We start from the raw sequence: 24,444 nt of genomic DNA on the forward strand, positions 1-24,444 counted from the left end.
AATTAAACAGTGATCAACTTTAATTTGATCACTGTTCTTTGACTTTTAGAATTGTTGCGTCCAATTAGCTCCGCTTATGTCTGTTATTTTTACGGCGAAAGGTTTGTTTTTTAACTGAATAAATTCGGGGGAATTGAGAGATAGAGTTGCTTTAGCACCTAATGGTATTACCAGGCTGTGCGCTCCAGGTGCTACCTGTGCAACATAATGATTTGAGATATTGTCAGGGTTAAAACTAGGCAGCTGATTTTGTCCTATTCTGTGCACTAACTCGTTTTTTTCATTCATAATTTCTATGGCAATAATCCAGGCGCCATAAACATCAACCCCTTCTGTTCGATAAACGTCAAATTTTAAAGTTTCGTTTTCAAGTTTTCCTTCGCTTATTTCGATTTTAGGTTTTACTGATTTATTATGCAATGTACCCCATAATCCTCCGTGAAAAATTTGGTTGGTAAGTAAGGTGAGTCCAAGAATGCCAAACGACCCCCAAAGTGCAAATCTGTTAAGGGTTTTACCTCTAAAGGGGGAGGAGCCAGAGCCGAGCCATTGAAACCATTTCTTCTCAGTAAAGGAGTACTTGCGGTTCATAAAGTAATAGTCAATAGAATACTTGCTACTTCCGCTAAGGAATATTAAAAAGCCACTGGCGATTCCTAACACACCAATTTGCCATTCATCTAAACAGGTTGTTCCTATCCACCCAGACCCTAAAAGAATACCTAAAGCTAACCCAAAAACTCCTAGACTCATTAAGCGAGTGAAAAGTCCTAACATTATAAATAGACCAACAATACCCTCAATAATTGTAAAGGATACCATGCTTACCCAAAGTATATCAGGGTTTTCAACTAGGTATTGAATAATTGGTTTAATGCCCAGTGCGTTCGGCAAAAAGTGATTGAATTTTACTCCGATGTAACCGGCTAATTCAGGGTCAAGTTTGTCTGCCAGAATTGTTCTTCGCCAAAATGCTGAGAAGTAAGTCCATCCTACAACTAGCCTTAATGCAAGGGCGAAAAGACCTGCATTGTAATTTAATGATTTCATTGAATTGATTTAAAAAATTAATATTGAACAAATTGTTCCTTTCTTTCTTTTAAAATCAAGTCTTTACGAATAAACTAGCAGTCCCTTCTGAAGAATGTACAGCGGGTTTTTTGTTGGGTGTTTTAGTGAGCGTGGTTTTACATTTTTGTAAGTGGAGACATTTGTTTTTGACGGAATAAAACATGCGAATCCGTTATGATCTACTTTTTGTTTGTGTAGGTTGCTTGAAGTTTTTTTTGCGGATAGATTTTCGTTCGTTAATATCGAACAATCAGATTGAGCAACATTGAAATTGGTTTGACTGAGATTTGAAACTTTTGTAATTTCAAGCCCTAATTCTGCTTGAATAAAATTTCTGACTTTGCAAGGAGCTAATAACAACAAAATTCCCAATCCAAAAATTGGAACAGTTGAAATTAACGTTTTTATCGTCCTTTTGAGCTTCATCGATTCAAAGTTACTCAGACAATTTAGAATGAATTGTTAAGAAAGTCCTAAATTAAAAATGGAAATAATATAGGCTTAAAATCGGGTCGTTTAAAACTTCATACAAAACTAAGATCAAAAATACCGAATCACACAATCTTTCTTAACTTTGCAGCACAATGAGTCATAAATCAGGTTTTGTAAATATCGTAGGTAGTCCAAATGTTGGAAAATCAACCTTAATGAATCAATTAGTGGGGGAAAAACTCTCGATAATTACCTCAAAAGCTCAAACTACGAGACATCGTATTTTGGGAATTGTGAATAAAGAAGATTATCAGGTTTGTTTTTCGGACACACCAGGGGTATTAGATCCGCACTATAAATTGCATGAAAATATGATGCAATTTGTAAATTCAGCCTTAAAAGATGCGGATGTTATTTTGTTTGTAACGGACATTTATGAAACCGGTGTAAATCACAAAGAAACATTTGAACGATTACAGAAAACCAATATTCCAATATTGCTGTTGATTAATAAAATTGATCAAGGTGATCAAAAAATGATTGAAGAGAAAATTGGATACTGGCATGAGATGATGCCCAAAGCGGAAATTTTACCCATCTCAGCCTTGGAAGGATTTAATATGCAGCCAATTTGGGATAGAATATTAGAACTATTGCCTGAAAGCCCACCGTTTTATGACAAAGAAACCCTAACGGACCGCCCACTGCGTTTCTTCATAAGTGAAATGATTCGTGAAAAGATTTTTTTGAATTATAAAAAAGAGGTTCCTTATGCCACCCAAGTTGAAGTAGAAGAGTATAAAGAGGATGAGAAAATTGTTCGCATAAGAGCAATTATTTACGTTGAGCGAAAAACACAGCGCGGTATTATAATTGGGCATCAAGGTGAAAAAATTAAGCAAGTAGGAATTGCGGCCCGAAAAGATATTCAGAAATTTATTGACAAACATGTTCACCTTGAGCTGTATGTTAAGGTCGATAAAGATTGGCGAGAGAACGATCGAAAACTAGAAGGTTACGGATATTAATATTCCGCATAGGTAAATAAAATTGATTAGAATAAGATGTCGAATATAATTGCAATAGTAGGAAGACCAAATGTAGGGAAGTCTACACTATTTAACCGATTAACTGGAGGTAGATCGGCTATTGTTGAAGAGGTAAGTGGGGTAACTCGTGATCGTATTTATGGTACCTCGGAATGGAATGGAGTAGATTTTAGTGTTATTGATACTGGGGGGTATGTTCATGGTTCTGATGATATTTTTGAAGAAGAAATCCGCAAACAAGTTGAAATCGCTATTGAAGAAGCAAGTGTTATTCTTTTTGTTGTTGATGTGACAGTAGGAATTACTGATTTAGATGAGGCCGTGATGAACCTACTCCGTAAAACAGAAAAACCATACATGCTGGTAGCCAATAAAGTGGATAATGCAGCTCGTATGAATGATTCTTATGAGTTTTATTCTCTAGGTGTTGAAAAAATATATACAATCTCTGCAAATAATGGATCCGGAACGGGTGAGTTATTGGATGATTTAGTTTCAAACTTCAGTGCCGAAGAGGCGCCAGAAGATGATGCAGATATTCCACGTGTTGCAGTTGTTGGAAAACCAAATGTTGGTAAATCCTCTTTTATAAATGCAATAACGGGAGAAGAGCGAAATATTGTTACGCCTATTTCAGGAACAACGCGTGATTCTATAGATACGCGTTACAATATGTTTGGCTTCGATTTTAAACTAATTGATACAGCAGGGATTAGAAAAAAGAGTAAAGTTCATGAAGATTTGGAATTCTATTCTGTCATTCGTTCCGTTCGAAGTATTGAATATTCTGATGTCTGCATTTTTATGGTGGATGCAACGGAGGGCATCCAAAAACAAGATTTGAATATTTTTTATGTAATAGAGAAAAACAGAAAAGGGGTTGTAGTTTTAATCAATAAGTGGGATTTAATTGACGATAAAGAAACGATGTCTGCCAAAGAATACGAAGACAAGGTTCGAGAACAATTGGCGCCATTCAAAGATGTTCCAATTCTTTTCACGTCGACAGTAACCAAACAACGACTGCATAAAGCGCTTGAAAAAGCAATGGAAGTTTATGAAAATCGTACGCAAAAAATTCCAACATCTGAATTGAATAATTTTTGCTTATCTGTGATCGAGAAAAATCCACCACCCGCATTAAAAGGAAAATACATTCGAATTAAGTTTGTTACGCAACTACCAACACATGCACCGGCATTTGCATTTTTCTGTAATCTACCTCAGTATATTCCAGATTCGTACAAACGATTCTTGGAAAACAAATTAAGAGCACATTATAATTTTGAAGGAGTTCCTATTCGAATTTTCTTCCGAAAAAAATAAGAAAATTGAACTACCCTGATCTCATAAAACAATTCAAAAAAAAAGATTACAAACCTGTTTATTTTTTGCAGGGTGAGGAACCGTTTTATATTGATCGAATAGTTGAATTAGCAACAACTACAATTTTAGATGAGTCAGAAAGGGACTTTAATCAAACTGTAGTTTATGCTAAAGATACGCCAGCAATTGATGTGGTTGATGCCGCAAGTCGTTTGCCAATGATGAGCGAAAGACAAGTGGTTGTTGTAAAAGAAGCACAAGAATATAAAGCAAATGCTTGGGAAGTTTTTGAATCGTATATCCAATCACCGGCCAATTCTACCGTTCTGATTTTTGCTCACAAGTATAAAAAGCTCGATAAACGTTCACGGTTTTATAAATTGCTGAAGAAAAATGCAATTGTTTTTGAGTCGGAACAAGTTAAGGAATATAACCTGGCAGAATGGATTAAAAAGTATATCCGAGAGAAAAATTATGAAATCACGGATAAAGGGACAGCTCTGCTGGTAGAGTTTATAGGTAATGACTTGTCGCGAATTGCGAAAGAATTGGAAAAATTATTCATTCTTGTTCCTGACGGAGGGCAAATAAATGAAAAACATATTGAAGAAAATATTGGCATTAGCAAAGATTACAATGTTTTCGAATTGGTAAATGCAATTCTTGAAAAGAACGTGCTTAAAGCCAATAAAATCATAAACTATTTTGCTCGCAATCCAAAAGCTGCCCATCTGATTTTTGTGCTCTCAAATTTACATACGCTCTATCAGCGCTTATTTAAAGCACATTTTGCAGGAACAGAAGATCCAAGACAATTGGCTTCACTTTTAGGAATGCATCCCTATCCCGCAAAAGAGCTTTTATTAAATAAGCGAAAACATCCCGCTAAGCAAATATCAAGGAATTTTAGTTTGCTGAGAGAATATGATTTGCGTTTAAAAGGCGTAGGTGATAAAGGTACTGATCAGGGAGAGCTTTTAAAGGAGTTGGTCTACAAATTATTGCATTAGTTTCCCCAATCATTCTCATTTATATACCGTTAAATCATCCATGTTATGCTTTCTTAAAAAAAGTTAATAATATCCGTATCTTTGGGGTTTTATTTTTAGATAGATATGATTAAATCCCTTTTCACAGTTGTACTAGTATCGCTTATGAGTACCGTTTTTGGACAAGGTACTGTTCGTGGCATCGTAAAAAGTGCCGAGGACGGAAACTCTGTTCCTTTTGCTAAAGTTTTACTTTTAGATACAGATATTTTTGCTTCAACTGATGTGGATGGGTTGTTTTCAATGCCTAAAGTTCCTGCGGGTTCTTATACAATTCGAATTTCATCACCACAATTTGAAGTTTACACGCAAGAAATTAGTGTGTCGACGAATGAAATTACTGAACTTAAAGTCGACCTGGTTGCAGGTAAAACTTTGGAAAAAGTTAATGTTGATTATAAATCCAAAGAAAAGAAAATTGACCCAGTTGTATCAGTTGTTAAAATTACGCAAAAGGATATTTTAAGAGTTCCGGTTACAGGAGGTGTTTCAGATATTGCAAGTTATTTTCAAACGGTTCCAGGGGTTGTGAGTACAGGTGATCAAGGAGGTCAAGTTTATGTAAGAGGAGGAACACCAATTCAGAATAAAATTTTATTAGACGGAATGACGATATATAACCCGTTTCACTCTATTGGATTTTTCTCGGTTTTTGAAACGGATTTAATTAAGTCTGCAGACATATACACAGGAGGATTTAACGCCAAGTATGGAGGTCGAATTTCTTCAATAATGGATGTGACTTATCGCGATGGAAACAGTAAACGGTTTGGTGGTAAAATTGGTGTATCACCTTTCACTTCAAGTTTATTATTAGAAGGTCCGTTGTCAAAAGCGAATAATGTTTCATTTGTTTTAGCTGGAAAAGCATCTTTACTTGAGGAAACTTCAAAGGCACTTTATCCTTATATTAATGAAGGAGAAGGATTGCCATTTAACTTTATGGACTTATATGGAAAGGTTTCAGTAAAAGGTGATGGTTCTAATAAAGTTTCGATGTTTGGGTTTTCTTTCAACGATCAAGTGACGTATCAAGCGGTTTCTAATTTAAATTGGAACAGTTACGGTGGAGGGGCAAACTTTATTTTTGTTCCTCAAAATTCGGAGCTATTCATGAAAGGCCGCGTGAATTATTCGAAATATGATATAGCGTTAAAAGAGGAAAACCTTCCTGATAGAACGAGTGGAATTGTCGGAGCGGAAATGGCATTTGATTTCACGTACTACCTGCCGGGTAAAAGTAAACTGGATTATGGATTTGGGTTTAATATCTTTAGAACGGAGTTTAAAACATTTAACGAGGTTAATCGCCCTATTGAAGTCAATTCAAATACCAATGAGGCGGGTGCATATGTGAGTTATCGCCATGTTTCAAAAAATAGATTGTTTATTCTTGAACCATCAATGCGATTCCAGGCATATTCATCTGTTGGTCAAATAACTGCGGAGCCTCGTTTTAGTGGGAAATACAACGTAACGGAAAAGTTTAGACTAAAAGCGGCAGGAGGTTACTTCACTCAAAACTTTACCAGTACCACTTCAGATCAAGATGTGGTGAATTTATTTTACGGATTCATAACGGCACCAGAAAATATTCCTTCATCTTTAGTGCAACCAGATGGTAATGTAAAGGAAATAAGAAACGGATTGCAAAAGGCTTGGCATGCAATTTTTGGAGGAGAGGTTGATCTCTCGCGTAATGTTTCCCTGCAATTTGAGGCCTATTATAAATGGTTCACACAAATGACCAATATTAACCGAAATAAAATTTTTGAAGATAATGTTGCAAACTCACAAGAAGATGATATTTATAAAAAGGATTTCATTATTGAAAGTGGTCAGGCCTATGGTGGTGATGTGGTTTTAACCTATAACTCGCAAAAATTATACATTTGGGCAGTATACTCTTTAGGGAAAGTAACGCGTTGGAATGGGTTTAATTATTACTCTCCAGTGTTTGATCGTCGCCATAATATCAATTTAGTGAGCTCGTATACTTTTGGTAAAAAACGTGATTGGGAATTAACCGCACGTTGGAACTTAGGATCAGGTTTACCTTTTAGACAAACAATTGGTGTGTACGAAGAACCTGTAGTCACCAACATTAACGATAATTATGTAACGGGTAACGCTAATGAAATTTCTTTTCTATACGATAGTCAAAATAATGGTCGATTGCCGACTTATCACCGATTTGATTTAAACTTAAAAAAGACATTTGAGGCGAAAAAATACAAAAACTTAAAGTGGGAGGTAGTAACGGGTGTAACGAACCTGTATAGCCGTGAAAATATTTTTTATGTTAACCGAGTTACTAACGAAAAGGTTTATCAATTACCAATTATGCCAAGTCTAGCGGTTTCTTTAAAATTTTAGACATCTAAAAGATAACCAACGTTACTTTTTGTATTATAAAACAAAGTTTGCTTACTTATATTTGTAATATGAAACAGGTTTTAGCCTTCATTTTAATTATTATTTCATCCTTTATTTATGCGAATGAATTTCAAGAAATTTTCCCGGAAAAGGATCGCAAGATTGTATGGAATAGACGTGAAAAATATCCTGCAGCAATCAATTTATATGCACTAGGACCAATTGGATTAATCGGTGTATCATTTGATTATTTTATCAATCAAAAACTAAATATCGAAGCTGGAGCAGGTATACGGAGTTTTGAAAATGACCCTGGATTTACGCTGGGTTTAAAGTATAATTTTCTGGGTAAAACACCGCTCAACTTAACCCCTTACGTAGGTATTTTTAACGGGTTTGAGCCTACTGAAAACAGTATTCGAAATTACAATATTTATATTCCTTTTGGTTTACATCGTTTAAAAAGAGATCGATTTACATGGAGCGTTGAGGTGGCCTTTCAATATAATGTGTACCGCAAAGACGAATATTTTTTCGGAGGCTTTCGAATGGGGTACCGATTCGGATTTAAGAAAAAAGGGTTGTTCAAGAAGAAATAAGCGTTAAAATTTAAACTTAATTTTTTCCATTGCTTGTCTTAGTTTTTTTATCTTTGTCTTATTAAAAATCATTCTAAATAATGATTAATCTTATACTGGCAGAAGATAATGAATTGGTAAGAATTGGTCTTCGTACGATCTTTAAGGACAAAGGCGTTCAAATTGTTGGAGAGGCAACGGACTCCGAAGAATTACTCAGCTTAATTAAATCTTTTGATGCGGAAATTGTTTTAATTGACTATACCTCATTTGGCTTTGAAATAGATGTTATACCTAAAGCTCTTGCTTTACGAAGTAATTTGAAATTCGTTGCTATTACGCCGGTACAATCTGGTCAAACTTTAATTCATGCGTTAAAAAGTGGTGTAGTTTCGCACATTAAAAAAGATTGTAGCATTGCAGAAATTGTCGATGCGGTGAACGAAACTGCCAAGGGCAAAAAGTTTTTTTGCGGTCAGATTCTTGAGACAATCAATAAAGAAGGAATTGATGTTGAAGAATTGGGTGATACAGAATTTTCATGCGAGCCAATAGCTTTATCCCAACGTGAAATTGAGGTGATAACTTTAATTGCAGAAGGGATGACAAATGTTGAGATTAGCGATAAACTTTTTTTAAGTAAACATACCGTTAACACACACCGAAAGAATATTATGAATAAATTGGGTGTTAAGAATACGGCAGGTATCGTAATGTATGCCGTAAAAGAAAACTTTACAACTCCTAATAAATACCTTTTCTCAACAGACGAATAAATTTTTAATCGTTGTTTTTTATTATTTTGGTGCTTTATATAACCCTTCAAAGCATTGATAAATTACCTTAAAAATCCACTGATTAATTATACCTTACTAATAGGTTTAATTTTTATATTAATTATTCTTAAAATAGGTAGTTTCCATATGCGTTTATGGGACGAGTCTATATTTGCTGTTAACACATTTGAAATGTTGGAAAATGGCCAGTATTTTTCATTGTACTATAATGGTTCACCAGATCTATTTAATACGAAACCGCCTCTTCTTAATTGGCTACAAATATTATCCGTTCAACTTTTAGGTTATAATGAGTTTGCTTTACGATTACCCTCAGGTTTAGCAGCAGGAGGGACTGTATTAGTCTTGTTTACATTTTTAAAACAGTATTTTTCACTCCATTACGCTTGGATTGCAGCATTAATTTTACTTTCTGCTCCGGGTTTTATTGGATATCATACGGCACGAACAGGAGATACTGATTCGCTTTTGACCTTTATGTTAACACTTTCCATTCTTCAATTCCTCTCATTTTTAATGAATCAAAATAAAAGTGCAGTTTATTGGACAATGTTTTTCTTAACCTTGGCGTTCTTAACAAAATTACATGCAGCATTTTTATTTTTACCCGCTTACTTGTTCATCCTAATCATTCAAAAAAAGCTCAAAACCTTTTTTATGAATGTTCAATTTCTTCTTGGAATTTTGACTTTTATTGGGGTGTGTGGAACTGTTTTATACATAAGAGAGCTACAAACTCCCGGTTATTTTACTCAAATAATATTCAAAGATGCAGGCCGATTATTTCATGAGTTCGATACACACGGTGGCCCTTTTTATTTTTATTTAGACAAGCTTTTTAGTCAACGGTATGGTTGGTGGATGATTTGCTTTTTAGGAGGTTTGCTTTTGACAGTGATGAACAAAAAATGTAAGGAGCGAATTGTACTTATTCCTTTATTGATAATGGTTTTTACCTATTTATTAATTATTAGTTTTTCCGCCACCAAATTAATTTGGTACGACATGCCTTTGTATCCTTTATTGGCGATTGTATCTGCTTTCCCGATTGTTTATTTCTTAAATCATTTGGGCATTCAATCAAGGCAATCATCATTTATTGTTGGAGTGTTTTTTTTCTATCCATTATTTTTAATGTTTAGAACGTCTCAGAATAACTCAATTGAAATTGGTGATCGTAGGGTAGAAGCCAATGAAATGTTTTTGTATGAAGCTTTTAAGTTCAATCGAAACATGGATAATGTTAAGGTGCTATATCACGGATGGAATGGCTCTCTATTATTCTATAAATATAAATTTAGCACCATCAACCAACATATTGAATTGCACACAGATTTGGAAGCCATAAAGAAAGGAGACCGTGTTTTGGTTAAGGATTTGAAATTAATTGAGCACCTCAGAAGAAATTTTCATTTAACAGAACTTAGTCGAGGAGAATATGCTCGTATGTATAGGTTAGAATAAAAAAACGGGAGAACAATTGTCCCCCCGTCTAATTTTGAATTTGAATATTATAGTGTGTCTATACACAGCCTTGATCAATCATCGCATCAGCAACTTTTACGAAACCTGCAATGTTTGCTCCTTTAACATAATCAACATAATCTCCTTCAGTACCGTGCTTCACGCAAGCTTGGTGAATGGAAACCATAATTCCATGAAGTTTCTCATCAACCTCTTCACGCGACCATGACAATCGAAGTGAATTTTGAGACATTTCCAATCCAGAAGTTGCAACCCCTCCTGCATTTGAAGCTTTTCCTGGTGCAAATGCAATTTTAGAATTATGGAACAATTCAATCGCTTCTGGAGTTGAAGGCATATTTGCACCTTCAGCAACAAGTATTAATCCTTTATCCAATAGTTTTTGCGCATCAGCTCCATTTAATTCATTTTGAGTTGCACAAGGCAATGCCACTTGAATGTCACATGGAGCATTCCAAGAACGCTCTCCTTCGAAAAATTCAACATCATCAAATTTTTCTGCCATTTCTGCAATACGCCCACGTTTTACATTTTTCAACTCTTTTAAGAAATCCAATTTTTCGCTATGAATTCCATTTGCCGCATAGATATATCCAGAAGAATCAGAAGCAGTAACAACTTTACCTCCTAATTGTAATATCTTTTCAATTGCAAATTGTGCAACATTTCCTGATCCAGAAACCGCAACGACTTTACCACGAATGGTATCACCTTTTGCTTTGAACATTTCTTCCGCAAAATATACCGTACCATAACCAGTTGCTTCTGGACGAATTAATGATCCACCCCAATTGATTCCTTTACCAGTAAGTACACCAGTAAATTCGTTTCTCAATCGTTTGTATTGTCCAAACATATAACCTATCTCACGACCGCCAACTCCAATATCTCCAGCCGGCACATCAGTGTCTGGTCCAATATGACGCTGTAATTCAGTCATGAAAGATTGGCAAAATCGCATGACTTCATTGTCTGATTTTCCTTTTGGATCAAAATCAGACCCTCCTTTACCACCACCCATTGGTAACGTGGTAAGCGAGTTTTTGAAAACCTGCTCAAATCCTAAAAACTTTAAGATTGATAGGTTTACAGAAGGATGAAATCTTAATCCTCCTTTATAAGGTCCAATTGCTGAATTAAATTCAACACGGTATCCTCGGTTAACTTGAATTTTTCCTTCATCATCCATCCACGGAACTCTGAACATTAAAGTTCGCTCTGGCTCTACCATTCTTTCAAGAAGGTTGATTCCTGCATACTTAGGATTCTCATTAATAAAGGGGATAATTGCTTCAGCTACTTCTTCAACAGCCTGAATAAACTCAGACTCGTGTCCGTTCTGAGCTTTTACTTTTTCCATGAACTCATTAATCTGAGCGCTATATTTTTCTGACATGGTGTATAGTTTAAGTCTTTATAGCTAGCAAATTTAGATATTTTTTAATAAGAAACAGAACGTCTTTGTTTTATTTTAAGCAAATATTCTTACTCTTTCAATTAAAGGTCAGCATAGGCAAGGTATCCCACGTTTATTGTTCCTCAAATGATGGGTTTTTTAGACTCAAAATTCAACCTAAATAGCCAAAATTACGTCTCTTTCAAGAAAGATTTGTCCTTAATTTTCTTAAATTGCACTTATGGATTTTTTGCGCGTTTTCATACTCTACTTTATACTTAGTATACCCGTTTTGGGATTGACGCAAGAAGTGTCAACGCCAAAAGGAAATTTTAAATTTTTTGAAAACAAAGGACAGTGGCCAAACGGTGTATTCTATCGCGCAAAACTTAATGCGGGGAATATTTGGTTAGAACAAGGAAGAGTGCTCTATCACTTTATGGATTATTCGAATGTGCAACACCAACATATCGGACACAATCATCATCATAAAAACGAAGATTTAACTTTTAAACAAGATTTAATCGCAGTAAATTTTGTCGGATCGAATGAAAAAGTAGAAACAAAAACAAAATATCCCACAAAAGAATATCATAATTACTTTTTAGGTAATGTTCCAGAGAGGTGGGCTTCTGAGGTTTATGGGTTTCATCATGTAGAATATCAAGAATTGTATCCCGGCATTAACCTTCGGTTTTTTGAGCAAAATGAGCAATTAAAATACGAGTTTCATCTGGCGCCATTTGCAAATTCATCCTTGATAAAAATGACTTATGATGGCGCGGAAAAAATCAAAGTAACGAAAGAAGGAAATTTATTAATACAATCTAATATTGGGGTAATTCGTGAAAAAAAACCTTTTGCGTATCAAATAAAAAATGGTCGTATTGTTGAAGTGAAGTGTCAGTTTAATTTAACAAATAATCAAGTCACCTATGCTTTGGGTGAGTACGATCATAACCTCGAATTAATTATAGATCCCGAGTTAATTTTCTCTACTTATAGCGGTGCGGATTCTGATAATTTTGGAATGACGGCGACGTATGCATACGATGGGAAAGGGTATAGTGGAGGTACGATTTATGGAAACTCATACCCTGCTCCGGCCCCAGGTTGGAATACCTCACCTTATATTGATGTTTTTGACGTGAGCGGAGCCACAACCGATGTTTTTATCTCGAAGTATTCTGCCGATGGTACTTCCATGATATGGACGAATTTTATTGGGGGTGGTGACAATACTCAAGGCACAGAAACTGTACATAGTTTAGTTTGCGATAAAGAAAATAATATCTTCCTCTATGGCGCTACGTCTAGCACAGATTTTCCAATCGAAGGTGGATTTCAAACTGAGCATGGTGGAGGCAGCTTATTAACGATATCTTCGAATGGTGCGCGCTTTGGTTCTCAAGGTACAGATATATACGTAGCCAAAATTAGTTCGGACGGTATGAATTTATTGGGCTCTACATATATTGGCGGTAGTGCTAATGATGGGGTGAATTATAATATTTCGGGAGGAACATATCCGCCCGCTAATTACGACTCCTTAAGCTATAATTATGGGGATCAATTTAGAGGTGAAATAATGGTAGATTCGTTAGGATTTGTTTTTGTTACTTCCAGCACATGGTCCGACGACTTTCCAGTTGAAAGCGGATTCCAAATGACGAGTGGAGGTCATCTGGATGCAGTGATCTTTAAATTGTCTGATGATTTTTCTAGTCTTGTTTGGTCTTCTTATTTTGGAGGGAGTGAAAATGATGCCGGATATTCTGTTAAACTAGATTCTAGTTATAATGTCGTGTTTGCGGGCGGGACGTCTTCTAGTGATTTATTAGGTACTGCCGGAGGAATTCAACCCACTTATAATGGAGGGATAACGGATGGGTTTATTTGCAAAATCCCCGAGGAAGGCGATGTTATTCTTCAGTCAAGTTTTATCGGTACAAGTGATTATGATCAAGTATTTTTTGTCGAGATTGATCGTTGGGACAACGTTTATTTGCTTGGACAAAGTTTAGGGGCAATGCCCGTTAGCGCAGATGTTTATTCAAACCCTGGAAGTTCTCAATTCATATGGAAACTGAATTCGGATTTAAACTCAATAGAATACTCCACTGTGTTTGGGAATGGCTCTAGTACAACAGACATATCACCTTCCGCTTTTTTAGTCGATGTTTGTGGAAATGTTTATGTCTCAGGTTGGGGAGGAAATATTTTAACAGGAGTTTCCACCTTAGGCATGCCAACCACTGACGATGCTTTTGACGAGGATCCGGGATTAGGCTTCAACTTTTATATGATTGTTTTTGAACGGAATCTAGAAGACATTCTTTATGCAACGTATATGGGAGGAGATGAGTCACGTGCACACGTTGATGGAGGCACATCTCGTTTTGATAGTTATGGTATTGTTTATCAGTCGGTGTGTGGCGGTTGTGGTGGGTTTAGCGATTTTCCGGCAACGGCGGGAGCTTGGTCTGAAATCAATGAAAGTGACCGATGTAATAATGTGCTTTATAAGTTCGATTTTGAAATAGTTCCAGTGGCAAAATTTGAAGTTGATTTATTAGAAGGATGCGCACCGCTTACATTAACTTTTGACAATGAAAGTAATGATACTGTCAATTTTAGTTGGGATTTCGGTCCTGGCAGTGAAATTATAGAGGATGGAGTAAATCCAACAGTTCTTTTTGATGAACCTGGTGTATACGAAGTCGTACTTTCCATAACGGATACCATTTGTAATTTAACCGACACAGCAGTAAAGCTAATTACCGTTTATGACGAATTACAACTTGAAATTCCGAATGACACCATTGTTTGTGATGTCTTTGATTTTGAATATGTTGCGAATTCTTATGGCACAGCGATTTCATTCGAATGGTCTGAGTCACTTGATTTTGGAACATTATTGAACGATCACGATATGGATTCGTCAATCAGTGTAAATCCTGTAGAGTCTACAACCTATTACATTCGAGCATCAAATGGTTGGGAATTATGTGATATAATAGATTCAGTAACCGTGTTTTTTGTGGATGGAAGTATTGATGTTTTGGGAGATACAACTATTTGCCTCGGAGATACAACGATTTTACAAGCCATAAATTTATTGCCAGAAATTGGAATAGATTTTGACTGGTCACCGAACGAATATATTATTTACGAAGAGGATGGATTGGCATTAGCCGTCCCACCAACCTCAATGTACTTCTACCTCACAGCGGTCTCAGAATTAGGATGTACGCTACTTGATTCTGTTTGGGTAGAAGTTCAGAGCATAGACTTATCAGCGGTTTATGCTACCGCAACTCCAGAAATTGTTCCAGAAGGAGGCACAACGACATTAGAGGCATTTCCAACAGGTTTCGATTATCAATGGTTTCCTCCAGATGGGCTTTCCAATCCGTATGACCGTATAACGAATGCAGTTGTGAATCAGGACAGGACTTATACAGTGATTATGGATGATGGAGTTTGTGGAGCGATGACCACGGTTTCTGTTACGACGTACGAATTTGTTTGTGGTGATGTTTATGTGTTCGTACCATCCGCCTTCTCACCAAATAATGATGGTGAAAATGATAAACTATTTGTGCGGGGACAAAACTTGGAAAAAATTAATTTAAAGGTTTTTGATCGTTGGGGCGAACTAGTTTTTGAAACCACTGATCAAGGTGTGGGTTGGGATGGCACGTTTAAAGGTGAAAATGTTGATCCGGATGTTTATGTCTATCATTTACAAGTGATTTGTTTTGATGGTCAAGAAAATTTAATCAAAGGAAATGTTACGGTTTTAAGATAAGTTTTTGGAGAAGTTTTTTTGCATATTACTAACGGTGTTAAGCTTGTCTTTGAGAGCTCAGGATATCCATTTTTCGCAATTTTACAGTAGTCCTGTGCAGTTAAATCCTGCTCTTACGGGAAATTTTGAAGGAGATTGGCGATTTTCTGGAAACCAACGGAGTCAATGGCGCTCAGTCAGTCGACCTTTTAACACCTTTGGGTTTTCGGCGGAAAATAGAGAAGGACGGGTAATTCCAGGACTTCTTTTTGGGGCTAATTTTTTTCATGATGCTGCCGGTGATGGGAATTATAGAACTTTTGAATTGAATGTTACAAGTAGCTATGAATATTTTCTCCCCGGTGATTCTGCCCATAAAATAACGCCAGGAATTCAGGTCGGTTTTAATCACAGGAGAATTGATTTTTCTCAATTGAGTTTTGATAACCAATTCAACGGATTTTATTACGATGCTTCTTTGCCAACAAACGAGAATTTATTAACGAATAATCGAACAGGGTTAAATTTAGCTTTGGGCGTAATATACAGTTATCAAGTCGATAAAAGGAATCAGTTCACAGCTGGAATTGGGTGGTTTAACTTATCTAAAAAAGGACAAAGTTTTTATGAAGATCAAACCATTGTAAGAGATAAAAGAGTCGTGCTGCATGGTAAAGGAATTTATGAGTTGAACTTTGAATGGGATTTGCAACCTGGTTTTATGATGCAGTTTCAAGGGAAATTTAATGAAGTCGTTTTGGGATCAAACATCCGCTATATTTATAAAGATAAAAGAGGGGAATATTTTGCCCCTTATGCTGGCATGTGGTTCAGAAATAAAGATGCGGTCAATTTGGTAGTCGGAGCGTATTATAATCAGTGGATTGCAGGAGTAAGTTATGATGTAAACTTCTCACAATTGGCTCCAGCAAGCAGGGTAAGAGGGGGCTTAGAGTTTTCTTTGCAATATATACTGCATATCTTCAGGCCTAAAGTGATTCAGCACCGTGTTTGTCCTGATTATTTATAGTACAATGTTAAATTTTTTGTTTTCATATCGTTCTTTTTTAATGCTAATTTTTCTTGGTTGGCAAGTAAATGTTTTAGGACAGTCTTTTACTCAAATGATGGACTTTGCGGACGAAAAAGTAGCCGAAGGAGATTATTTCTACGCAATAAAATATTACCGTAAAGCAATGGAAATAGATTCAAATTCTGTCATGGTTTTGTGGAAGTTTGCAGAGGCTCAACGGCGTTATAAAGACTATGAGAAAGCCGAGTTTTATTATCGTAAAGTATACAATAAGGAAAATGGTTTAATCTATCCGATGAGTGTTTTTTGGTTAGCATCGATGGAAATGCAAAATGGCAAATATGCAGAGGCAATAAAGCATTGGAAATTGGCCAAAAAAACGTTTAAAAGAGAGCGAGAAGGGTATGCGTATAAAAAATCTCAGCAAGCATTTATAGCATGTTTGTGGGCGCAAAAGGCAATTGAAGATACAAGTGGTTACATCGTTAATCCTTTACCGCAGCCGGTTAATTCTATAGATGCAGAACTCGCACCGATGATTTATGAAAATCAAATTTGGTTTACATCCCTTAAGGCAGATTCGATTAATTCTCGAGAAGAGGTTCATTCTGAGGATTATTCTCTCCAAATTTATTCCGCTGAATTGGAGGGAGATAGTTTTAATAACCTGAATGCAGTTAAAGGTGTTCAAGAAAAAGGAAAAAACTCAGCGAATGGTTCTGTTAGTCCAGATGGAAAACGTTTTTACTTTTCTCGTTGCAACGAAAATTTTGCGTGTAAAATATACGTCGGAAAATTAGTGGATGGTAAAGTCAAAGACCTCGATAGCCTAGGGGAAATTATCAATCAACCTGAAAAAATAACCACAATGCCCCATAGCACCATTATTAATGGAGTGGAATATTTATTTTTTGTTTCAAATCGTGATAAGTCATTTGGTGGTTTAGATATCTGGTATAGCCAAGTTAAAAACGGCAATCAATACGGTACTCCAGTTAACTTAGGGAAGCGAATAAATTCTTTAGATGATGAGGTGTCACCATTCTTTGATACCCTAAATCAGAAACTTTATTTTAGTTCGAGCTGGTGGGAAGGCTTCGGAGGAATGGATATATTTGAATCAAATTACAAGGATGGAAACTTCGAAAATCCAAAGAACCTAGGAATTCCTATAAACTCTTCACAAAATGATACTTACTTTATCATTGATCAAAAAAAAGGTGAATTTTATTATTCTTCAAATCGAGTAGGAGTTAAGTATGTAAAAAACCCAACCTGTTGCAATGATATTTTTAAGGCAAGTAAAAAGATTCTACCACCGCCAACTCGCTTTGAAACACTGACAGAATTAAATAGTAAATTACCAGTAACATTATTCTTTCATAATGACGAACCCAATCCAAAAACAAGAGATACATCAACTCATTTAACGTATATCGAAACATATGAAAGTTATATCGGATTAGAGAATAAGTATAAAAGAGAGTATGCAAAAGGATTGTCGAGCGATGAAGCGGAAGATGCAAAGGAAGATATTGATGATTTTTTTACAGAATTTGTAGCACAAGGGGTACGAGATTTAGAAGAGTTTATTCGATTGCTTGTAGTTGAACTAGAACGAGGATATCAAATTGAAGTGACTGTAAAAGGATTTGCCAGCCCATTAGCAAAGACGGACTATAACGTTAACTTAACGAAAAGAAGAATTGCGAGTCTTATCAATTATCTTGAAGTCTATGAGGATGGAAAAATTAAGCCGTACCTGAATAATAATGCAGAAAATGGAGGTTCTCTTTCCTTTGTTCAAATACCCTTTGGAGAGTATACTGCTGATGCACTGGTCAGTGATAATGTCAACGATCAAAAAAATTCAGTTTACAGCAGAAAAGCAGCGTTGGAACGAAAAATTGAAATTCAAAGTGTGAGCTTTATAAATCAAGATTCTTCTTATGCTAAATTGACCTTTGATAATCAAATTCATGACTTTGGTAAAGTAAACCAAGGCGAGAAATTGAGGCATCAATTTTCTTTCACTAATTCAGGTGAGGAATGGTTGTTAATTGAATCCTTAGAAGCAGATTGTAGTTGCATTACTTATTCCCTAAGCCAAAATAAATTAGCACCGGGTGAAACTGCTTCCATCATCGTTTCATGGGATACGAATGGTTTGAACGGAAAACAAATCCGTCAAATAAAAATCATTGCCAATGTCGAAAATAAAGGGAAAGAAATTGCAGTAACAGCTGAGGTTGAGTAATTTTTAAAACTCTTCAGTTCCCTTAATCACAATAGATTCATCAGAGTTCATCAAGACGGTTCGAATCTTATAGCCTTCTGGTCGTTCAACTAGAACAATACGCTCGTAAACTTTCCCAATCTCAGGAATATCGAATGTATAACTGAAACGAACGCGTTCAATACCGTTGTCTATTTTTTTATTAAACCCTGATTCTTTTACTCGGTTAGTTTGAGGTCCCCAGCCATCAACAATTGAAAGAAATCCATGCCATTCATCTTTTGTAACATCTTCCAAATCGGCTAAATTGTTAACGATATAATCATAGTCTCTTTCATCTAATTTTTGATGAAATTCATCCGCAACTTTTTCTGCTTGCTCCGTCGAACAACTAAAAGTGATAACGCTAAGGGCTATAAACCCTAGAAGTTTAATAGTTTTCATGTTTCTTTTTTTGGTTATTGTAAGTCAAATCTAAATATTTTTTAATTCGATTTACAACTTTCGGCGGAAAGAAACCTTGATAATCAAGATGTACACTTGTTAATTAATTGTGAAATGAACCTTTCTATTGAAAGATTGTATTTATTTTTGAATGATGCATATTCAAAATAAATATTTGAAGGTATACCTAGTGATTTTCGGGCTATTCGTATTGAGCTTTAATTCCGTTTTTGGCCAAGGGGGGAGTTTGACACCTTTTGATTTAAAAGAGGCTTATTTGGAGAGACGGGCCTATTTTGAACGTGATGGAACCAAAGAATTTAACCCTTCGCAAAAAGCAGAATTGGAGGGTATGGTTAAACGGTTGGAATTGAATGCGCCAAATTCTTATGAGTATCATTTTGTAAAATATATTCACGCGAACTATAGTGGGCCTGGAATGGAAAGCTTATTAAGGGCGTACGAACTTAAACCGGATGAAAAAGAGGTCAAAATTGCTTTATTTGGATATTATGAATTAACGAATCAAGCCAGTAAATCTAAAGCTTTTGCTGCAGCGGTTTTAAATCGAATTTCTCCACTTCAACGTAAATATTATCAAGATGTTCTCCGCTTTACAAATCAAAAGTATCTCGTAATGAGTGGTGAGGATGATGCTTTGGTGGCCTTAGCTTTGATACGTTCGGGACAGGTTAATCAAAACGTTCAGATTATTAACCTGGATTTTTTGGTGAATGACAAGTATAAAAATCAAATTTTACAACAGATGGGCCTTCCATCAGTTCCGTTTAAAGGAAATGAAAGTAATTTTCTAGCTACAGTTTTGAAATCGAATAAAGAAAAAATAGCCGTTTCTACAACTGTAAGCCAAAAGTATTTGTCAAAAATGGCGGAACACATTTTTATTACCGGTTTATCCTACCAATATAATGCTAGCGGACAATTAGAGATTTTGCAGCACTTTTGGTCTGAGAATCAAAACTATTTGGAAAAGATTCAATTGTCGTCAAAGCAAGATAAAAGATTGTATCAAAATTACTTACCACCATTATTGACCTTGTATAAAATAGAGTTATTGAATGGCAATGAACATAAAAAGTTAAAAAAGGCAATTGTATTATTTGCAGAAAAAGTAGGTAAACTATCTGCGGTTGAAGAAGTGTTAAAGGCGTACGAACAAATTGAATGAAGCTCTTTAAAAAAGACTATAAAGCATACAGTGACGAGGATTTGATGCGCTTTTTTTTAAAGGGTGATAGGAAAGCTTTTGAGCAAATTTATGACAGGTACGAAAAGTATATGATCAACTTTTTTTACCGAAAATTATGGAGTGATAGAGAAAAAGCTAGTGATTTTACACACGATTTATTTACAAAATTAATTGATAATCCAAAAGCTTTTGATCCAAGTAGATCATTCAAAACATGGTTGTTTTCACTGGCAAACAACATGTGTAAAAATGAATATAAAAAACAAGAGATAAGAAAACCAACATCCTATGATATTCCAGAAGGAGTGGATCCAAAATCAGGAACTGTACTTCCAGATAGTCAGGTGGATAAAAATAATTTTAACGAACAATTAAAAACAGAATTAGATAAATTAAATGAAAAACACCGTCAAGTTTTTATGTTGAGGCACTTTGAAGGATTGTCTTTGAAAGAAATTGCTGAAATATTGGAAATCAATAATGGTACAGTGAAATCAAGGTTGCATTTTGCCACAAAAACGCTAGCATCAAAACTTGAAGTTTACAGAAAAACCTTGACCTAAGGGATTAAAAAATGAATGCGATGACGAAAGAAGTTGAAGATATCATCCGAGAAAAAGCCTTTTTTGAACTGACTCCAGAAGAGCTTATTTTGATTAAGGAGTTCGCTCAAGATGAGGAGGAATATGCCAATATGAAATGGTTTCTCGATGAAACCAAAGCAACCTTTGATGCTGATAAGATTGAAGCGCCTAAAGTGTTGAAAGGAAAGGTGATGTCTCACCTAACTTCTACCCTTAAAAAGAAAGGATATTGGCTCAATAGTGTTGGGGTGTTTTTAATGCCTGAAGGTAAGCCGATGTTAAAAAAGCCGGCATTTCAACTTGGAATCGCAGCGGTGGCAATTCTTGGATTTCTTTTCCTTTATGATAATTCAAATGAGCTTTACCAAGAAACAATGGTACAAAATGTGGTTGAAGAAAAAAATGCTGAACAACCACATGTTCCTGCAGGAAAAGAGGAAAATTTTGAGGAAGTTGAAAATGAAAGAGATCAACAAGAGATGGCAATAAAGGAAGAAGTAGATGATGAGCAACTCGAAATTGTTGACGATTTATCAAAAGCTTCCAACGAAAAAATAGTACGTGATGAACCAATTTTACAAGAAGAATTGGTTGTAGAAACAGAAGAAGATGAAGTGCAAGAAGTCGTAGCCGATGAGGTGAACATGAACCGAATGGATTATAGTTTTGATTCACCCCAGACCGATGATATTTATGTCCCTGAAAAAGAACTTAGCCCAAGTGTAATGGATTCGAATAGTGTTATTGCCAATACATACGCTCAACCAACAACAACTTTATCAAGTACGTATAATACAGTTCCTGAAAATGCAGACCTTTCTTTTTCAGAAGTTACTGCGGTAAGAGCCAAAAAAAGTATGAACGCTGAGGCTAAGGCGAGCGAAGAAATCTTACCAAAAAGCCTACATATTAATGCTACAAAAGAACTTAACCTTTTATTTTTTACTGAAAAATGATACAAACTAAATTGATAATTTCCGTCTTTCTTTCAAGCTTATTGACATTAAGTTGCTCAACTAATGAAAATAAAAAAGCGAATAATCCTAAAGATTCAGAAACTGAGGTAACATCATTTGAACGAAATCCGAAAGATATTGTAACCGTTGATGATGTAAAGCTAGAGGTCTATGATTTTGAAAATTTTGAACCGTTCACAAAGCAAATGGACAACAAAATTCACATCATCAATTTTTGGGCCACTTGGTGTATTCCTTGTGTTAAGGAATTGCCTTACTTCGAACAATTATCGGAAAAGTATCCGACAGTTGAAATTTTACTAGTGAGTATGGATTTTTCAACAAAAATTGAATCAGATTTAATCCCTTTTATCCAAAAAAACAAGTTAAAATCAGAAGTAATAATGTTGCATGAGCCAGACGGTAATTCTTGGATTCCAAAGATTGACCCTAACTGGTCAGGGGCAATACCAGCAACTATAATTTATAAGAATGAAAAGGTGAAATTCTACGAGCAATCTTTTACCTTTGAGGAATTAGAAACCGAATACTTAAAATTTACAAAATGAAACAAATTAAATATTTAGCATTTGCTTTGCCATTCACATTCTTCGCTTGTGGAAGCGGTGAAAATACAGAAACGTCAACCGAAGAGGTAGATACAGTAGCGGTTACCGAAGAAGTTGAAGAAGAGATAGAAGAAGAAGTCGTGTCAGGGTACTCAGTTGGAGACATGGCGACAGATTTCTCATTAATGAATATTGACGATGAGATGGTATCTTTAGCGGATTTTCCTGAGGCAAAAGGTTATATCGTTACCTTTACTTGTAATCACTGTCCATATGCCATCGCTTATGAAGACCGCATTATTGCACTGGACAAAAAGTATAAAGAACTTGGATACCCAGTGATCGCAATCAATCCGAATAATCCTGAAATTGCAGAAGATGATAGCTTTGATAAGATGAAAGTTAGAGCACAGGAAAAAGGCTTCACCTTTCCATATTTGTTTGATGAAGGACAAAAAATCTACCCTCAGTATGGAGCAACAAAAACGCCGCACATGTTTGTATTGGAAAAAACTGAGGAAGGAAATCGTGTAGCTTACATCGGAACGATAGATGATAATTATGAAGATGAGTCAGCAGTTACAGAACGTTACGTTGAGGATGCTGTGGATGCTTTGCTGAAAGGTGAACAACCAGCGGTAACAGAAACAAAAGCTATTGGATGCTCTATTAAGGCATAGATAATTAAGACACTAAATGGAACCCGATACCTAATGGTGTCGGGTTTTTTATTGGATAAAGACAGGAGATTAGAAGAATTGCCTATCTTTAAATTTTCATTGACTAATAAAAATCAGTTCAGCATGCAAGACAAAATTAAATGCCCAAATTGTGGGCATCAGTTTGATGTAGAGGAAGCTTTATCCGGTAAAATAGAAGAACAATACCGCAAAGAGTTTGAGGAAAAGGTAGCTGCCAATGCCCAAAAATTTAAATTGGAAAAAGAGAAGTTAGCGCTTGAACGAGAGAAATTTCTGAAAGCGAAAGAAAGGGAGAATGAACTGTTTCAGGAAAAATTGAATGAAAAGATAAAAGAAGAAGCGAAAAAGATTGAAAAGAGCACCTTGGAATCGTATGAGGAAAAATTAAAATCACTTGCAGAAGAGAATGAAAAAAAGAAGGCGGAAAATCGTCTTCTACGAGAAAAAGAAGTCGCCCTTTTGAAAAAAGAAAATGAACTCAAGGAAAAGACAGAGGAACTTACGTTGAATATCGAAAAACAATTACTTGAAAAACAACAAGAAATTGAGAATAAGGCGAGAGCGAAGGAAAGAGAAAACTTTGAATTGGAAAAAGTTAAACTCTTAAAACAAATTGAGGATAATAAAAAGCTAGCTGAAGAAATGAAGCGGAAGGCTGAACAAGGTTCCATGCAATTGCAAGGAGAGGTACAAGAGTTAGCGCTAGAAGAGTTGTTAAGAACGACATATCCTTTTGATCAAATTACGGAAGTACCTAAAGGAGTTAGAGGTGCGGATTCAATTCAAACAGTTGTTAACTCAAGGCAAGAAGTATGTGGTTCAATTGTATACGAAAGCAAAAGAACAAAACATTTCGCCAATGATTGGATTGATAAACTAAAACAGGATCAAATTCAATGTAAAGCAGATATTGCTGTTATTGTAACAGAGACCTTTCCCTCAGATATGGACCGTTTCGGTGAAAAAAATGGGGTATGGATTTGTGGATATCATGAAGTTAAAAGCCTTTCTTTTGTTTTACGAGAAATGTTGCTTAAAATGCATTCTGTAAAATCCGCAGAGGATAACAAAGGGGATAAAATGGAATTACTTTACAATTATTTAACAAGTAACGAGTTTGTCCAAAACATTAACCGAATAGTGGAGAATTATGACGGAATGGTGCAACAACTTAACAGTGAAAAGAAAGCAATGCACAAAATATGGAAAATGAGAGAGAAACAAATCTGGGCCGTTCAGGAAAATGTTTCTGCTTTATTTGGTTCGATAAAAGGGATTGCTGGAAACGCATTAACGACAGCAGCTTCGCTCGAATTACCGGATTCAGAAATAGAAGATTAAGATTGCGTATCAAATAAAATA

The 24,444-nt window shown here is 35.6% G+C and carries 20 protein-coding genes; 16 read left to right on the forward strand and 4 right to left on the reverse strand.

What is annotated here, in order from left to right; translation table 11 throughout:
* Positions 1–45 precede the first annotated feature (45 nt).
* Both A8143_RS08105 and A8143_RS08110 read right to left on the reverse strand, forming a co-directional pair.
* Positions 46–1,050, reverse strand: a complete 1,005-nt coding sequence (locus tag A8143_RS08105) for a TQO small subunit DoxD (RefSeq protein ID WP_066758249.1) — start codon at positions 1,048–1,050, stop codon at positions 46–48.
* 63 nt (positions 1,051–1,113) lie between these two features.
* Positions 1,114–1,497, reverse strand: coding sequence for a hypothetical protein (locus A8143_RS08110; protein WP_066758250.1), 384 nt, complete (start codon positions 1,495–1,497; stop codon positions 1,114–1,116).
* Positions 1,498–1,655: 158 nt separating this feature from the next.
* Between A8143_RS08110 and era the strand changes: the two genes are divergently transcribed.
* From era to A8143_RS08145, 7 genes are all read left to right on the forward strand, one after another.
* On the forward strand, positions 1,656–2,531 hold the full coding sequence (gene era / locus A8143_RS08115; protein WP_066758252.1) for a GTPase Era: 876 nt from the start codon (positions 1,656–1,658) through the stop codon (positions 2,529–2,531).
* 36 nt (positions 2,532–2,567) lie between these two features.
* Positions 2,568–3,878, forward strand: a complete 1,311-nt coding sequence (der, locus tag A8143_RS08120) for a ribosome biogenesis GTPase Der (protein WP_066758253.1) — start codon at positions 2,568–2,570, stop codon at positions 3,876–3,878.
* A gap of 5 nt (positions 3,879–3,883) precedes the next feature.
* Complete coding sequence (gene holA / locus A8143_RS08125) at positions 3,884–4,888, forward strand: DNA polymerase III subunit delta (RefSeq protein WP_066758256.1); 1,005 nt, start codon at positions 3,884–3,886, stop codon at positions 4,886–4,888.
* A gap of 144 nt (positions 4,889–5,032) precedes the next feature.
* Positions 5,033–7,303: a TonB-dependent receptor gene (locus A8143_RS08130; protein ID WP_175437515.1), complete on the forward strand. Its 2,271-nt coding sequence runs from the start codon at positions 5,033–5,035 to the stop codon at positions 7,301–7,303.
* 68 nt (positions 7,304–7,371) lie between these two features.
* Entirely contained in the window at positions 7,372–7,902 is a 531-nt protein-coding gene (locus A8143_RS08135) for a hypothetical protein (protein WP_066758260.1), read from the forward strand.
* An 80-nt stretch (positions 7,903–7,982) separates the two neighbouring features.
* Entirely contained in the window at positions 7,983–8,657 is a 675-nt protein-coding gene (locus tag A8143_RS08140; RefSeq protein WP_066758261.1) for a response regulator transcription factor, read from the forward strand.
* A gap of 54 nt (positions 8,658–8,711) precedes the next feature.
* Complete coding sequence (locus A8143_RS08145) at positions 8,712–10,142, forward strand: ArnT family glycosyltransferase (protein ID WP_262485619.1); 1,431 nt, start codon at positions 8,712–8,714, stop codon at positions 10,140–10,142.
* Positions 10,143–10,200: 58 nt separating this feature from the next.
* On the opposite strand, the gene gdhA is transcribed toward A8143_RS08145, so the two are convergent.
* Complete coding sequence (gdhA, locus tag A8143_RS08150; protein WP_066758271.1) at positions 10,201–11,559, reverse strand: NADP-specific glutamate dehydrogenase; 1,359 nt, start codon at positions 11,557–11,559, stop codon at positions 10,201–10,203.
* A 241-nt stretch (positions 11,560–11,800) separates the two neighbouring features.
* Between gdhA and A8143_RS08155 the strand changes: the two genes are divergently transcribed.
* Genes A8143_RS08155 through A8143_RS08165 form a run of 3 tightly spaced genes read left to right on the forward strand, consistent with a single transcriptional unit; the run spans position 11,801 to position 18,639 of the window.
* Positions 11,801–15,370, forward strand: a complete 3,570-nt coding sequence (locus tag A8143_RS08155) for a DUF7948 domain-containing protein (RefSeq protein WP_066758274.1) — start codon at positions 11,801–11,803, stop codon at positions 15,368–15,370.
* 4 nt (positions 15,371–15,374) lie between these two features.
* Positions 15,375–16,379, forward strand: coding sequence for a PorP/SprF family type IX secretion system membrane protein (locus A8143_RS08160; protein ID WP_083261286.1), 1,005 nt, complete (start codon positions 15,375–15,377; stop codon positions 16,377–16,379).
* A gap of 4 nt (positions 16,380–16,383) precedes the next feature.
* Positions 16,384–18,639, forward strand: a complete 2,256-nt coding sequence (locus A8143_RS08165; RefSeq protein ID WP_066758279.1) for a DUF1573 domain-containing protein — start codon at positions 16,384–16,386, stop codon at positions 18,637–18,639.
* Positions 18,640–18,642: 3 nt separating this feature from the next.
* Here the strand turns inward: A8143_RS08165 and A8143_RS08170 are convergent, their stop codons facing one another.
* Positions 18,643–19,062, reverse strand: a complete 420-nt coding sequence (locus tag A8143_RS08170; RefSeq protein ID WP_066758281.1) for a hypothetical protein — start codon at positions 19,060–19,062, stop codon at positions 18,643–18,645.
* 175 nt (positions 19,063–19,237) lie between these two features.
* Here A8143_RS08170 and A8143_RS08175 point away from each other — a divergent pair, with 175 nt between their 5' ends.
* From A8143_RS08175 to A8143_RS08200, 6 genes are all read left to right on the forward strand, one after another.
* A complete protein-coding gene (locus A8143_RS08175) occupies positions 19,238–20,251 on the forward strand; it encodes a hypothetical protein (protein WP_139134305.1) in 1,014 nt (337 codons plus the stop codon).
* The gene (locus tag A8143_RS08180; RefSeq protein ID WP_066758289.1) at positions 20,248–20,835 is read left to right on the forward strand and encodes an RNA polymerase sigma factor; all 588 of its coding nucleotides are present in this window, start codon (positions 20,248–20,250) and stop codon (positions 20,833–20,835) included. Before A8143_RS08175 ends, A8143_RS08180 begins: the two co-directional genes overlap by 4 nt.
* Before the next feature lie 20 nt (positions 20,836–20,855).
* Entirely contained in the window at positions 20,856–21,812 is a 957-nt protein-coding gene (locus A8143_RS08185) for a hypothetical protein (protein ID WP_139134306.1), read from the forward strand.
* The gene (locus A8143_RS08190) at positions 21,809–22,381 is read left to right on the forward strand and encodes a TlpA family protein disulfide reductase (protein WP_066758302.1); all 573 of its coding nucleotides are present in this window, start codon (positions 21,809–21,811) and stop codon (positions 22,379–22,381) included. The genes A8143_RS08185 and A8143_RS08190 overlap by 4 nt, the downstream gene beginning before the upstream one ends.
* Positions 22,378–23,061 (forward strand): thioredoxin family protein, encoded by a 684-nt coding sequence (locus tag A8143_RS08195; protein WP_066758303.1) that lies wholly within the window; start codon positions 22,378–22,380, stop codon positions 23,059–23,061. The genes A8143_RS08190 and A8143_RS08195 overlap by 4 nt, the downstream gene beginning before the upstream one ends.
* Before the next feature lie 123 nt (positions 23,062–23,184).
* The gene (locus A8143_RS08200; RefSeq protein WP_066758305.1) at positions 23,185–24,423 is read left to right on the forward strand and encodes a DUF2130 domain-containing protein; all 1,239 of its coding nucleotides are present in this window, start codon (positions 23,185–23,187) and stop codon (positions 24,421–24,423) included.
* The last annotated feature ends 21 nt before the right edge of the window (positions 24,424–24,444 follow it).

It is taken from the genome of Crocinitomix algicola, from assembly GCF_001661595.2.
Taxonomy (GTDB): Bacteria; Bacteroidota; Bacteroidia; order Flavobacteriales_D; family Crocinitomicaceae; genus Crocinitomix; species Crocinitomix algicola.